Source organism: Pseudomonas sp. zfem002 (assembly GCF_032621685.1).
In the GTDB taxonomy this organism is placed as follows: Bacteria; Pseudomonadota; Gammaproteobacteria; order Pseudomonadales; family Pseudomonadaceae; genus Aquipseudomonas; species Aquipseudomonas japonica.
In genome coordinates this window covers 132,541-145,580 of sequence record NZ_JAVYJH010000001.1, presented here as the reverse complement: position 1 = coordinate 145,580, position 13,040 = coordinate 132,541, and the positions used below count along the sequence as shown (strand labels likewise).

At 65.6% G+C, this 13,040-nt stretch carries 13 protein-coding genes; 7 read left to right on the top strand and 6 right to left on the bottom strand.

Annotated features, from left to right (window positions below; translation table 11 throughout):
• Positions 1-54 precede the first annotated feature (54 nt).
• Positions 55-609, bottom strand: a complete 555-nt coding sequence (locus RTI28_RS00590) for a nitroreductase family protein (protein WP_042124428.1) — start codon at positions 607-609, stop codon at positions 55-57.
• Positions 610-742: 133 nt separating this feature from the next.
• Between RTI28_RS00590 and RTI28_RS00585 the strand changes: the two genes are divergently transcribed.
• Positions 743-2,197: a TrkH family potassium uptake protein gene (locus RTI28_RS00585; RefSeq protein ID WP_316918658.1), complete on the top strand. Its 1,455-nt coding sequence runs from the start codon at positions 743-745 to the stop codon at positions 2,195-2,197.
• Here the strand turns inward: RTI28_RS00585 and RTI28_RS00580 are convergent.
• Entirely contained in the window at positions 2,154-3,227 is a 1,074-nt protein-coding gene (locus RTI28_RS00580) for an AraC family transcriptional regulator (protein WP_316918657.1), read from the bottom strand. The genes RTI28_RS00585 and RTI28_RS00580 overlap by 44 nt on opposite strands.
• Before the next feature lie 144 nt (positions 3,228-3,371).
• Here RTI28_RS00580 and RTI28_RS00575 point away from each other — a divergent pair, with 144 nt between their 5' ends.
• On the top strand, positions 3,372-3,683 hold the full coding sequence (locus tag RTI28_RS00575) for a DUF962 domain-containing protein (protein ID WP_316918656.1): 312 nt from the start codon (positions 3,372-3,374) through the stop codon (positions 3,681-3,683).
• 57 nt (positions 3,684-3,740) lie between these two features.
• Here the strand turns inward: RTI28_RS00575 and RTI28_RS00570 are convergent, their stop codons facing one another.
• Positions 3,741-4,559 carry a UDP-2,3-diacylglucosamine diphosphatase gene (locus RTI28_RS00570; RefSeq protein ID WP_316918655.1) on the bottom strand — a complete coding sequence of 273 codons (819 nt, stop codon included), beginning with the start codon at positions 4,557-4,559 and terminating at the stop codon, positions 3,741-3,743.
• Between the two features lie 131 nt (positions 4,560-4,690).
• Here RTI28_RS00570 and RTI28_RS00565 point away from each other — a divergent pair, with 131 nt between their 5' ends.
• Both RTI28_RS00565 and RTI28_RS00560 read left to right on the top strand, forming a co-directional pair.
• Positions 4,691-5,455: an AraC family transcriptional regulator gene (locus tag RTI28_RS00565; protein WP_316918654.1), complete on the top strand. Its 765-nt coding sequence runs from the start codon at positions 4,691-4,693 to the stop codon at positions 5,453-5,455.
• 78 nt (positions 5,456-5,533) lie between these two features.
• Entirely contained in the window at positions 5,534-6,415 is an 882-nt protein-coding gene (locus tag RTI28_RS00560) for a DMT family transporter (protein ID WP_316918653.1), read from the top strand.
• Here the strand turns inward: RTI28_RS00560 and RTI28_RS00555 are convergent.
• Positions 6,412-6,693 carry a SelT/SelW/SelH family protein gene (locus RTI28_RS00555; protein ID WP_316918652.1) on the bottom strand — a complete coding sequence of 94 codons (282 nt, stop codon included), beginning with the start codon at positions 6,691-6,693 and terminating at the stop codon, positions 6,412-6,414. The two genes, RTI28_RS00560 and RTI28_RS00555, sit on opposite strands and share 4 nt — an antisense overlap.
• A gap of 67 nt (positions 6,694-6,760) precedes the next feature.
• Here RTI28_RS00555 and RTI28_RS00550 point away from each other — a divergent pair, with 67 nt between their 5' ends.
• Positions 6,761-8,947, top strand: a complete 2,187-nt coding sequence (locus RTI28_RS00550) for a patatin-like phospholipase family protein (RefSeq protein ID WP_316918651.1) — start codon at positions 6,761-6,763, stop codon at positions 8,945-8,947.
• 147 nt (positions 8,948-9,094) lie between these two features.
• On the opposite strand, the gene RTI28_RS00545 is transcribed toward RTI28_RS00550, so the two are convergent.
• Positions 9,095-9,535, bottom strand: coding sequence for a MarR family transcriptional regulator (locus RTI28_RS00545; RefSeq protein ID WP_316918650.1), 441 nt, complete (start codon positions 9,533-9,535; stop codon positions 9,095-9,097).
• 114 nt (positions 9,536-9,649) lie between these two features.
• Positions 9,650-11,785, bottom strand: a complete 2,136-nt coding sequence (gene recQ / locus RTI28_RS00540; protein WP_316918649.1) for a DNA helicase RecQ — start codon at positions 11,783-11,785, stop codon at positions 9,650-9,652.
• A 243-nt stretch (positions 11,786-12,028) separates the two neighbouring features.
• Here recQ and RTI28_RS00535 point away from each other — a divergent pair, with 243 nt between their 5' ends.
• Positions 12,029-12,616, top strand: a complete 588-nt coding sequence (locus RTI28_RS00535) for a YecA family protein (RefSeq protein ID WP_042124409.1) — start codon at positions 12,029-12,031, stop codon at positions 12,614-12,616.
• On the top strand, positions 12,570-12,992 hold the full coding sequence (locus RTI28_RS00530; RefSeq protein ID WP_410478935.1) for a YbaN family protein: 423 nt from the start codon (positions 12,570-12,572) through the stop codon (positions 12,990-12,992). The genes RTI28_RS00535 and RTI28_RS00530 overlap by 47 nt, the downstream gene beginning before the upstream one ends.
• The last annotated feature ends 48 nt before the right edge of the window (positions 12,993-13,040 follow it).

The window sequence follows — 13,040 nt, the reverse complement described above, 5'->3', positions numbered from 1 at the left end:
GTTCTCGATACCTGTAGGAGCGGGCGTTGCCCGCGATGAGGCCCCACCGGTCAGTCAGCCCCAGGCGCTGACAAAATCCTCGGTCTTCAGCACCGGCGCCGTGCGCGGCTCGCTGATCGGCGTGCCCAGGTAGAGGAAGGCGATCAGTTCCTCACCCTCTTCCAGCCCCAGCCCCTTGGCCACATGCGCCGAATAGGCCATGTCCCCGGTGCGCCACACCGCGCCGATACCCTGGGCATGGGCCGCGATCAGGATGCCGTGGGCCGCGCACCCCGCCGCCAGCAGTTGCTCGGACACCGGCACCTTGAAGTGCTCGCGGGTCCGCGCGATCACCAGCACCAGCAACGGCGCGCGCATCGGCATGGCGCGGGCCTTGTCCAGCGCGGCCTGGTCGGCGTCACCCTTCTGCGCCACCGCCTCGGCGAACAGCTCACCCAGCTTGACCCGCGCCTCGCCTTCGACAGTAAGGAAGCGCCACGGCCGCAGCTGGCCATGATCCGGCGCGCGCAGGGCCGCCTGGAACAGGCCCTCGCGCTGCGCGGCATTGGGCGCGGGCTCGGTCAGGCGTGGAACGGAAACACGGTTGAGCAAAGCGTCGAGAGCCTCCACGGGCATCCCTCCAGGTCAGAAAAATGAACCTGCATTCTAGTGGCACGCCCCACAAACGCCACAGCGACGTTTACTTAAAAGGACCCGCAGGTAGAATGGCGCCCTTCCGTTTCGAGTCAGGGCTGAGTACATGGTGGCGTTGCCGACCTTAAGAATGATCGGTTTCATTATCGGCATCTTCCTGATCACCCTGGCGATCAGCATGACCGTCCCCATGGCGACGCTGGTCATCTTCGAGCGCACCGGCGACATGCCGTCGTTCCTCTGGTCGAGCCTGATCACCTTCGTCGCCGGCCTGGCCCTGGTCGTGCCGGGGCGTCCGACCCACGTGCACCTCCGCCCGCGGGACATGTACCTGTTGACGGTGAGCAGCTGGCTGGTGGTGTGCATCTTCGCTGCCCTGCCGTTTCTCCTGACCCAGCACATCAGCTATACCGACGCCTTCTTCGAAAGCATGTCCGGCATCACCGCCACCGGTGCCACCGTGCTCAGCGGCCTGGACAACATGTCGCCGGGCATCCTCATGTGGCGCTCGCTGCTGCACTGGCTCGGCGGTATCGGCTTCATCGGCATGGCGGTGGCGATCCTGCCGCTGCTGCGCATCGGTGGCATGCGCCTGTTCCAGACCGAATCCTCGGACCGCTCGGAAAAGGTCATGCCGCGCTCGCACATGGTGGCCAAGTCGATCGTCCTGGTGTACATCGCCATCACCATCGTCGGCAGCCTGGCCTTCTGGTGGGCGGGGATGAGTGTGTTCGACGCGATCAACCACGCCATGTCGGCGATTTCCACCGGCGGTTTCTCCACCTCGGACCTGTCCCTGGCCAAGTGGGACCAGCCGGCGGTGCACTGGGTCGCGGTGGTGGTGATGATCCTCGGCAGCGTGCCCTTCACCCTGTACGTCGCGACCCTGCGCGGCAACCGCAAGGCGCTGATCAGGGACCAGCAGGTCCAGGGCCTGCTCCTGCTGCTGGTGGTGACCTGGATCGTGCTCGGCACCTGGTACTGGGCCACCACCCAGTTGCACTGGCTCGACGCCCTGCGCCACGTCGCGCTGAACGTCACCTCGGTGGTCACCACCACCGGCTTCGCCCTCGGCGACTACAGCCTGTGGGGCAACTTCTCGCTGATGCTGTTCTTCTACCTGGGCTTCATCGGCGGCTGCTCCGGCTCCACCGCCGGCGGCATCAAGATCTTCCGTTTCCAGGTCGCCTACATCCTGCTCAAGGCCTCGCTGAACCAGCTGATCCACCCACGTGCGGTGATCAAGCAGAAGTACAACGGTCACCGTCTCGACGAAGAGATCGTCCGTTCGATCCTGACCTTCTCGTTCTTCTTCGCCATCACCATCTGCGGGATCGCCCTGCTGCTGTCGCTGCTCGGGGTCGACTGGATGACCGCCCTGACCGGCGCCGCCAGCACCGTGTCCGGCGTCGGCCCGGGCCTGGGCGAGACCATCGGCCCGGCGGGCAACTTCGCGACGCTGCCGGACGCGGCCAAGTGGATCCTCGCGGGCGGCATGCTGCTCGGCCGCCTGGAGATCATCACCGTACTGGTTCTGTGCATGCCGGCGTTCTGGCGTCACTGACGGCTTCGGCCTCGCCCTGGTTCAGGCCATGGCGCCGGGCGCGGTACTCGCCCGGCGTGACATCGAACCAGCGGCGGAAGGCGCGGAAGAAATTGCTCGGATCGGCGAACCCCAGCAGATAGGCGGTTTCCAGCAAGGTCATGCCGGGTTGGGCGAGATACTGCTCGGCCAGTTCGCGACGGGTGTCGTCGAGCAACGCCTGGAAACTGGTGCCCTCCTCCTGCAGGCGGCGCTGCAGGGTGCGCTGGGACAGGTGCAACGCCTGGGCCACCAGCTCGCGCTTGGGCTCGCCTTGCGGCAACACCCGGCACAGGACCTGCCGCGCGCGATGGGTGACCCGGCTTTCCGAAAAGCGCGCCAGATATTCCCCGGCGAAACGATCGTGCAAGCGCGCCATGGCCTCGTTGGCCGTGGGCAGGGGCGACTGCAGGTCGGCGGGATCGAAGATGATCGCGTCGTAGGACGCACTGAAGGTCAGGGGTGAGTGGAAGGCGGTCTTGTACGGCTCGATGTCCTCGGGTTGCGGCCCCTGGATCAGCACCCGGCGTGGCTGGATCGTGCGCCCGCTGAGCCAGCTGCACAGCGACAGCGCGCAGGCCAGCGATGCCTCCGAACTGTGCCGGGTCGGCGGCAGGTGATCGCCATGCACGGTCAGGATCAGCGCATGCCCTTCCGGGCCGAGGAGGAAACTCAGGTCGGAGCTTTCGGCGATGATCCGCTGGTAACGCACCAGGCGCTCGAAACCTTCGGCCAGGGTACGACTGGACATCAGCGCATAACCCACCACATGAAACGACGCCGGCCTGACCACCCGGGACATGTTCAGGCCGATGGCGCGGTTGCCGGACAGGTCCTCGGCGAGTTGCCAGAGGCGGGTCATGGAATCCTGGGTGAAGCGGGCATCGGGGTCGCTGAGCGCGGCGAAGTCCAGGCCGAGCTTGTTGAAGAGGGCCGGGCAGTCCAGTCCTTCCAGTTCGAGAGCCTTGACAATCCCCGAGGCCCAGCTTGCTGACGTGGTTCTCTCGCTCATGGCTGGCTCTGGTTTGGGTAAGACGCAAGGATACTAAAGTGGCGCCTATTGTCACTTGCTGATACAGCTACTGACTCTAGACTCGGATCAGGCTCCACGCCGTACCATTCAGAGAACAGACAATAACAAGGAGGCAGTTCACCCGTGGAAAGTCCTCGCCAGTTCGACAGCTTTGCGCAGTTCTACCCGTACTACCTCAACGAGCACGCCAACCCCGCCTGCCGTCGCCTGCACTTCGTCGGTACCACCCTGGTGATCGCCCTGCTCGCCTACACCATCGCCAGCGGCCAGTGGCTATTGCTGCTGGCGGTGCCATTCGCGGGGTATGGATTCGCCTGGATCGGGCATTTCTTCTTCGAGAAGAACCGGCCGGCTACCTTCAGCCATCCGTTCTACAGCTTGCTGGGGGATTTCGCGATGTACCGCGACATGTTGCGGGGAAAGGTCAGTTTCTGAACGCTCGAGGCCCCATCGCTGGCAAGCGCAACGCCGCCCGGCCAGCGATGAGGCCCTTCAGCCTTGCACGGACTCGGCGACCCGCGCTTCCTCCTGCACCTGCCGCGCCTGGTCATCGGCCAGCCGATACAGCTCGATATGGCCGTCCCAGTGCTCGATCAGCGCCGTGCAGGACTCCACCCAATCCCCGCAGTTGAGGTAGTCCACCTCCCCCACCTTGCGGATCTCGGCATGGTGGATATGCCCGCACACCACGCCATGAAAGCCCTGCTTCACGCACTCGTGGGCGATCGCCTCCTCGAAGTCGCTGATGAAGTTCACCGCGGTCTTGACCTTGTGCTTGAGGTACGCCGACAGCGACCAATAGCCGTAGCCATAGCGCGCACGCCAATAGTTGAGCCAGCGGTTGAGGGTCAGGGTGAATTCGTAGGCGGAGTCGCCGAGGAAGGCCAGCCAGCGGTGGTAGCGGGTGATGACGTCGAACTGGTCGCCGTGGATCACCAGCAGGCGACGACCGTCGAGGGTCAGGTGCTCGGCCTGGTCCACCAGGTGGATATTGCCGAGGATCAGCCTGGAGTAACGGCGCAGGAATTCGTCGTGGTTGCCGGTGACATAGATCACTTCGGTACCGCGCTTGCTCATGGTCAGCAGGCGGCGGATCACGTTGGTATGGGCCTGCGGCCAGTACATGCCTCCGCGCAGCTTCCAGCCGTCGATGATGTCGCCGACCAGGTAGATGCGGTCGGCGTGGTAGCGCTTGAGAAACTGCGACAGGTGTTCGGCCTGGCAATCCCGGGTGCCCAGGTGCACGTCGGAAATCCACAAGGTGCGCACGCGCTGCTTGCGCGTGGGCTTGATCGACGCGGCACTGTTCATGGGCTGGCTCCGGCGGACTTTCGGCGAGCTTGCCAAGCCGCGGTGAATCGTCCATGACAGCCATGCGGCAATCCCATGACAGGCGCCAGCGCGTACACTGTGTGCCTTCACCCCTCTGCGGACACAGCACGATGAGCGGCGGTTCGATCCTTTCCCTGCGCCACTACCGCGATGACCTGATCGCCCACGCCCACGAGCACCCGCAGCTGGTCTTCGGTCTGCGCGGGCGCCTGGATTTCGAGGTCGAAGGACGCGGTGGGCGCATCGAGCGCCAGGACCTCATGGTGATCCCGGCCGGCGCCCATCACACCTGCGGCAGCGATGCCGGCAGCCACTGCCTGGTCCTCGATGTGCCCGCCGACAACTGGCTCGCGCAGAGCCTGGGCGAGCGCAGCGCCGCGTGCCAGCGCCTGCTCGACCGCCCCGGCCCCCTGCTGCTGGACAGCCGTCAGCAGCAGTTGGTGGACTGGCTGGCGCACAGCCCGGTCGGCGACCCGCTGATCGCCCGCCAGGGCGCGGTACTCCTGCTCGCCAGCCTGAACAGCGCCAGCAGCGTGCCGCCGGCGCAACGGCAATTGCCCTACGCGGCCTTCGATACGCATATCGAGCAGTACACCGCCTATCCGCTGCAGGTCGCCGACCTGGCGCGGCTCGCCGGCCTGTCCAGCGCTCGCCTGCACGCGCGCTTCATGGCCGAGCGCGGCATCACGCCCATGGACTACATCCGCCAGCGTCGCCTGCTGCGCGCCCGGCAACTGCTGCAGGGCACCGCACTGCCCATCGGCGAGATCGCCAGCCGGGTCGGCTACAGTTCCCAGAGCGCCTTCGCCGCCGCCATGCTCAAGGCCTTCGGCCGCAGCCCCGGCGCGCTGCGCCGCGAGTCCGGCGACAACTGACGCGAGGATCGCGACAGACAGCGCCGCGCCAGGCGCCTTAGACTGGCCGCGCTGTTTCCCGACTCTTCAAGGACTGTCATGAACCACCGCACCGCCCTCGGCGCCCTGCATATCGGCGCGCTGTTCTTCGGCCTGACCGGCGTCTTCGGCAAGCTCGCCAGCGCCTCACCCGCGATCATCGTGTTCGGCCGTGCCGCCTTCGCCGTGCTTGCCCTCGGGCTGTTCGCCCGTCTTGCCGGACCGGGCTGGACACCCCTGCACGGCAGGGACTGGCGGCGCCTGGCGCTGGGCGGCGTGCTGCTGGCCGGGCACTGGGTGAGTTTCTTCATCGCGGTGAAGGTCGCCGGCGTAGCCATCGCAACCCTTGGTTTCGCCAGCTTCCCGGCCTTTACCGTGCTGCTCGAAGGCCTGCTGTTCCGGGAGCAGATCCGTGCGAACGAACTGCTCCTGGTGGGCCTGGTCAGCGCCGGCCTGGTCCTGGTCACACCGGCGTTCAACCTGGCCAGCGAAGCCACTGGCGGCCTGCTCTGGTCGCTGCTGTCCGGGCTGCTGTTTTCCCTGCTGTCACTGACCAACCGCGCAGGCTCCGGCAGGATTCCGGCCGTGCAGGCGGCCATGTGCCAGAACCTCGTGGTCGCCCTGTGCCTGATGCCCTTCGCCGCGCCGCTGCTGAGCGAGGTCGCGCCGCTGGACTGGCTGTGGATAGGCCTGCTCGGGGTGTTCTGCACCGGTGTCGCGCACAGCCTGTTCGTCGCCGCGCTGGGGGTGATCAAGGCGCGCACCGCCGCGGTGGTGTTCGCCATGGAGCCGATCTACGGGATCGCCATCGCCTGGATGCTCTTCGCCGAAACGCCGACGCCACGCATGCTGGTCGGAGGCGCGCTGATCATCTTCGCCATCGTCATTTCCAGTCGCCTGGCCGCCAGCAGCGAGGCGCGCAAGGCTGCCACCGGGCATTAACGATCGTTGTGGCCCAGATCGCGCTGCGGATCGATCTGGTCGCGCACCCGCTGCTTGAGCACCTTGGCTTCCGGGAAGCCGCCATCGGCCTTGCGCTCCCAGATCTGCACGCCGTCGCAGGTGATGCGGAAATTGCCCCCGGTGGCCGGCTCCAGCGCCACCCGGGCGAGGTCATCGCTGAAGGTGCTGAGCAATTCCTGGGCGAGCCAGGCGGCACGCAGCAGCCACTGGCACTGGGTGCAATAGGTGATGACGATTTCCGGCTTCGACGCGCTCACGGCAACAACCTCAAACAAAATGTGTGGCGCTTATACTAGCGGTTTGCCCCTGGTTCCGAGAATCACGATGCGCCGCCTGTTGTTGAGCCTGCTTCTGGCCGTTGTGCCGCTTTCCCTGTTCGCCGCCGAGGCCGCCCGGCCCAAGGTCGGCCTGGTCCTGTCCGGTGGCGCCGCCCGCGGCCTGGCCCATATCGGCGTGCTCAAGGCCCTGGAGGAACAGGGGGTGAAGATCGACGCGATCGCCGGCACCAGCATGGGCGCGGTGATCGGCGGACTCTATGCCTCCGGCTACAAGGTCGAGGAACTGGAAAAGCTGGCGCGCAGCATCGACTGGCAGCAGGCCCTGTCCGACGCCCCGCCACGCAAGGACATCCCGTTCCGGCGCAAGCAGGACGACCGCGATTTCCTGGTCAAGCAGAAGATCAGCTTCCGCGATGACGGCAGTCTCGGCCTGCCGCTGGGGGTGATCCAGGGGCAGAACCTGGCGCTGCTGCTGGAAAGCCTGCTGGCCCACACCAGCGATACCCGGGATTTCGACAAGTTGCCGATTCCCTTCCGCGCCGTCGCCACCGATATCGCCAGCGGCGAGAAAGTGGTATTCAGCCGCGGCCACCTGCCCCAGGTGATCCGCGCCAGCATGTCGATCCCGGCGGTGTTCGCCCCGGTGGAACTGGACGGCCGGCTGCTGGTGGACGGCGGCATGGTCGACAACATTCCGCTGGATATCGTCCGCGAGATGGGGGTCGACGTGGCCATCGTCGTCGATATCGGTACGCCGCTGCGCAACCGCAAGCAACTGGGCACGGTGGTCGATGTGCTCAACCAGTCCATCACCCTGATGACCCGGCGCAACTCCGAGGAGCAACTGGCGGCGCTGCGGCGCGAGGACATCCTGATCCAGCCGCCGCTGGCCAGCATCAGTGCCACTGACTTCGGCCGTGCCGAGGAAATGATGGAGGCCGGCTATCGCGCCACCCGCATCCTCGATAACCGCCTCGTCACCCTGCGCCCGCCCGAAGGCGACCTCCAGCTGGCGGTGGCGCGCTCGCCCGACCAGCGCACGCCGCTGATCACCGCGATCCGCATCGAAAACGACTCCAAGGTCAGCGACGACGTGATCCGCTACTACATCCGCCAGCCCGTCGGCGAGCCGCTGGACCTGGGCCGCCTGCAGACCGACATGGGCACCCTGTACGGCCTGGACTATTTCGACCGGGTGCAGTACCGCGTGGTACACAAGGGCAAGGACCACACCCTGGTGATCAACGCCCGCGGCCGGACCGGCGGCACCGACTACCTGCGCCTGGGCCTGAACCTGTCGGATGACATGCGCGGCGACAGTGCCTTCAACCTCGGGGCCAGCTACCGGGTCAACGGCATCAATCAGCTCGGTGCGGAATGGCTGACCCGGGCGCAGATCGGTGACCTGCAGGAGCTGTACAGCGAGTTCTACCAGCCGCTGGATGCCGGCTCGCGCTACTTCATCGCACCGTTCCTCAACCTCGGCTCGCAGAACATCGAAGCGACCCTGGACAACGACCCCGTCGCCGAGTACCGCCTGGAACGCTACGGTTTCGGCCTCAACGTCGGTCGACAGATCGGCACCAGCGGCGAAGTGCGCCTGGGCGTCGGCCAGGCCTGGGGCCAGGCCGAGGTGCGAATCGGCGACCAGGACCTGCCCAAGGCCAGCTTCAACGAAGGCTTCTACGAGCTGAAGTACTCGTTCGACACCCTCGACAACGTCTACTTCCCGCACCGCGGCGAGGACATTCGCCTGACCCTGCGCCAGTTCGAGCCGGACCTGGGCTCGGACCAGCGCTATCGGCAGTGGGAGCTCAAGCTGGACAAGGCGCTGAGCAGCGGCCCGGACACCTTTGTCCTCGGCGGACGCTACGGACGCACACTGGACGATGCCGAGGTAGTGATATCGAGCATGGTGATGGGCGGCGCGCGGCAGTTGTCGGGGTTCCGCCAGAACTCGCTGTCGGGACAGAACCTGAGCCTGGCGCGGGTGGTGTATTACCGGCGGCTGACGCCACGGGCCTACCTGCCGCTGGATTTCCCGCTGTACCTGGGCGGGTCGCTGGAGCGCGGCCGGGTGTGGAACAACGACAACGAGTTCGACAGTGGCTATATCAATGCCGCGAGCCTCTTCCTCGGCTTCGATACGCCCCTGGGGCCGTTGAGTTTCAGTTATGGGTTCAACAGCGAGGATCAGAAGGCGGTGTATCTGAATCTCGGGCAGACCTTCTGAAAATATTTGGGGCCGCTTTGCGGCCCTTCGCGACGGTTCGGCGCCCCGACAAGCTCGCTCCCACAGAAGAACAGATTCATACCTTGTGGGAGCGAGCTTGTCGGGGCGCCGAACCGTCGCGAAGGGCTGCAAAGCAGCCCCACTACATCAGACCTTGGACTTTTCCAGATTGGCCAGGATCCGCGTGTGCACCCGCATGCACACCGCCAGATCGTCCTCGTCCACCCCGGTGAACAACTCCACCCGCAGCGCATTGGCGATGGTTTCGATCTGGTCGATCAACGGATTGGCCGGCGGACACAGGACGATCTTCTTGGCTCGGCGGTCTTCCACCACCGCCTGGCGCTTCACCAGCCCCTGGGACTCCAGGCTGTCCAGCAAACGTGCCAGGGTCGGCCCTTCGACACCGACGCTCTGGGCCAGCTCGCGCTGGGTCGGGGCTTCATCGAAACGGGCCAGGTGCAGCAGCACCAGCCAACGGGCCTGGGACAGGTTCAGGCCCGCCAGGCGGCGGTCCAGTTCGGCACGCCAGCCGCGCGACATCTGGGCCAGTTGCATGCCGAAGCGGTGTTGATCGGTCAGGGGCATGAAAAACTCTTATTCAGAACTAATTATTAGTCAGCTAACCATGGCCGTTGCGCTTAGGCAAGATCCATCTGGAGGACGTTCCAGAGCAAACGTAAGAAATCGTGACAACCCCGATCACATCTCGAATTCGGCCGCCAGCGCGGCACGCACGCAGTAGAGCACCCCTTCCGGCACCCGCGCGCCGAACAGCGGGCTGATTTCCGTCACCGGCGGCAGTTCGCCTTCACCATCGAGGAAAGCGTCCTGCACTTCCGCCAGCAGGTCCTGCGGCAGATCCAGGGCCTGTTCCAGCGACAGTTCCTGACGCCCGATGGCCTCGGCCAGCAGGCTGTAGACGTTCTTCTCGCTGCATTTCAGTTGCCCGGCGATCTGCGCCGGGGTCATGCCGGCGCGGGCCAGGCTGACCAGTTCGTGACGCAGGTCGGTGACCACCGGCGGCGCCTCGGCACCGCCGCCGAGCACTTCGAGGAACGCCTCGCCATAGCGCTCCAGCTTGCGCGCGCCGACACCACTGACCCGGGCCATCTCGGCCAGGCTGGTAGGCTGGCTGCGGAGCATTTCCAGCAGGGTCGAATCGGGGAAGATAACGTAAGGCGGTACGCCGTGCTCCTCGGCCAGCTTACGCCGCAAGGTGCGCAGCGCCTCCCACTGCTCACGCTCGTCGCCGCGCACCAGCTGGCTGGCCGGGCTGCCGCCACTGCTGCTGCCCTTGCTGCTGGTCTGCGGCTTGAGGTCGCGGCGCAGCTCCAGGGTCACTTCGCCACGCAACAAAGGCCGGCAGGTGTCGGACAGACGCAGACCGCCGTAGCCCTCCAGGTCGACATCCACCAGGCCGCGAGCCACCAACTGGCGGAACAGCGAGCGCCACTCGCTCTCGGAACGGCTTTTGCCGACGCCGTACACAGACAGTTTCTCGTGACCGAAATTGCGCACCTTCTCGTTGTCCTTGCCCAGCAGCACGTCCACCAGATGGCCGACGCCATAGCGCTGGCCGGTACGGTAGATCGCCGAGAGGGCCTGGCGCGCCGCCTCGGTGGCATCCCAGGTCTGCACGCCGTCGACGCAGTTGTCGCAGTGCCCGCATGGCTGCGGCAGTTCTTCGTCGAAATAGCGCAGCAGGGCCTGGCGGCGGCAGCGGGTTTCCTCGCAGAGGGCAAGCATGGCGTCGAGCTTGTGCTGCTCGATGCGCTTGTGCCGCTCATCGCCCTCGGAGTTCTGCAGCATCTGCTTGAGCATCACCATGTCCTGCAGGCCGTAGGCCATCCAGGCATCGGCGGGCAGGCCGTCACGGCCGGCGCGACCGGTTTCCTGGTAATAGGCCTCCAGCGACTTGGGCAGGTCGAGGTGGGCAACGAAACGCACGTTGGGCTTGTCGATGCCCATGCCGAAGGCGATGGTCGCGACCATGATCAGCCCTTCCTCGTTGAGGAAGCGCCGCTGGTTGGCGGCCCGGGTCTCGGCGGGCAGGCCGGCGTGGTACGGCAAGGCCGGGAAGCCCTGCTCGCAGAGGAACGCGGCGACTTCGTCGACCTTCTTGCGCGATAGGCAATAGACGATCCCGGCGTTGCCACGGCGCTCGCCGAGGAACGCCAGCAGCTGCTTGCGCGGCTGCTCCTTGGGCACGATGCGGTAGAAGATGTTCGGCCGGTCGAAGCTGGACAGGAAGCGCTCGGCATTGTCCAGGTGCAGGCGGTTGACGATCTCTTCGCGGGTGCGCATGTCCGCGGTGGCGGTCAGGGCGATGCGCGGTACCTGGGGGAACAGCTCGGCCAACTGGCCCAGTTGCAGGTATTCGGGACGAAAATCGTGGCCCCATTGCGACACGCAGTGGGCCTCGTCGATGGCGAACAGGGCGATGTCGAGCTCACGCAGGAAATCCAGCATGCGCGGCTGGACCAGGCGTTCGGGGGCCAGGTAGAGCATTTTCAGCTCGCCGCGCCGGATGCGCCCGGCCAGTTCGCGCTGCTGCTCGGAACTCATGGTCGAGTTCAGCGAGGCGGCGGCCACGCCCAGCTCGTCGAGGGTCGCCACCTGGTCTTCCATCAGCGCGATCAGCGGCGAGACCACCACCGCCAGGCCATCGCGCAGCAGCGCCGGGACCTGGAAGCACAGCGACTTGCCGCCACCGGTGGGCATCAGCACCAGCGCGTCGCCGCCCTTGGCCACGCATTCGATGATCGCCCCTTGGCGACCGCGGAAGCTGTCGTAGCCGAAGATATCGCGGAGAACGCGCTGAGCCTGTTCGAGCATAACCACTCCAAAAATCGTGAACCCATCCCGGCCCCACAGGCTGGATGAAAACCGTCCGCAGCTCACGTGAAAAAACGCAAGCGGCTTTTACCGGGGGAAATCCCCACCCCGACGGAAAAAAGCCGGCAGTATACCCGAGCCCCGCCCGTGCAGGACGACCGTACGATAGACAGTCATCCTTTGCCTTGCGGGGGCTGCAAAATGCTAGAATTCAACATCGTTCCGTTTCCAAGGTAGCCCCTAATGTCCTTCGCTGAGCAATTGACCCGCCTGCAAGCCTTCCTCGACGCCGACGAGCTGCATGAAGAGGCGTTGGACTACGTTGCCGCCCACGGCTACCTGACCGCGCTGTCGATCTGCGCCGAAGAGGTACCGGAGCGCGAATGGATCGACGCCCTGTTCTCCGAGGAGCCGCACTATTCCAGCGACGCCCAGCGCGCCGAGATCGAAGCCACCCTGATCCAGCTCAAGGCACATATCGCCCGCCAGTTGGCCAGCGACGAGGAGTTCGAGCTGCCCTGCGACCTCGACCTGGGTGAGGAACCGGACGATTCCGACCTGCGCGGCTGGTGCATCGGCTTCATGGAAGGCGTGTTCCTGCGCGAGGAAGCCTGGTTCGAAAGCGCCGAGGAAGAAGTCAGCGAGATGCTCCTGCCGATCATGGTCGGTTCCGGCCTGTTCGACGAGCAGCCTGAGTTCGCCGATATCGCCAGCGACGCCAACCTGATGGACGACATGATCGTGCAGATTCCGGAAGCGCTGACCGCGCTGTACCTGCTGTGCCATGCGCCAGACGAGAAACCGGCTCTGCTCAAACCCCGCCACCACTGAGTTCGCGGCCGTGCGCTACCTGCTGCTGGCCGCCGGCTGGCTCAGTGTCGCGTTGGGGGTGATTGGCATCTTCCTTCCGGTATTGCCAACCACCCCTTTTCTATTGCTCGCCGCTGCCTGTTTCGCCCGCAGTTCACCGCGTTTCCATGCCTGGCTGGTGAATCATCCACGGCTGGGGCCGTGGATTCGCGATTACCTCAGTGGCGAGGGGATTCCCCTCAAGGGCAAGGTCTACGCCATCGGGCTGATGTGGACGAGCATCGGGCTGTCCTGTTACCTGGTGCCTTCGCCCTGGGCGCGGGGATTCATGCTGACCAGCGCAGTGCTGGTGTCGATCTATATCCTGCGGCAGAAAACCCTGCAGCGACCGGGCTGAACCCTATGGCTGGGGCCGCGTTGCGGCCCCATTGCCCCGCCCTGAATC

Coding starts and splice junctions, on each gene's coding strand:
- RTI28_RS00580 (WP_316918657.1), bottom strand. CDS start 3,227: ATGAGCGAGAGAACCACGTCAGCAAGCTGGGCCTCGGGGATTGTCAAG.
- RTI28_RS00570 (WP_316918655.1), bottom strand. CDS start 4,559: ATGAACAGTGCCGCGTCGATCAAGCCCACGCGCAAGCAGCGCGTGCGC.
- RTI28_RS00565 (WP_316918654.1), top strand. CDS start 4,691: ATGAGCGGCGGTTCGATCCTTTCCCTGCGCCACTACCGCGATGACCTG.
- RTI28_RS00560 (WP_316918653.1), top strand. CDS start 5,534: ATGAACCACCGCACCGCCCTCGGCGCCCTGCATATCGGCGCGCTGTTC.
- RTI28_RS00550 (WP_316918651.1), top strand. CDS start 6,761: ATGCGCCGCCTGTTGTTGAGCCTGCTTCTGGCCGTTGTGCCGCTTTCC.
- RTI28_RS00545 (WP_316918650.1), bottom strand. CDS start 9,535: ATGCCCCTGACCGATCAACACCGCTTCGGCATGCAACTGGCCCAGATG.
- recQ (WP_316918649.1), bottom strand. CDS start 11,785: ATGCTCGAACAGGCTCAGCGCGTTCTCCGCGATATCTTCGGCTACGAC.
- RTI28_RS00535 (WP_042124409.1), top strand. CDS start 12,029: ATGTCCTTCGCTGAGCAATTGACCCGCCTGCAAGCCTTCCTCGACGCC.
- RTI28_RS00530 (WP_410478935.1), top strand. CDS start 12,570: ATGCGCCAGACGAGAAACCGGCTCTGCTCAAACCCCGCCACCACTGAG.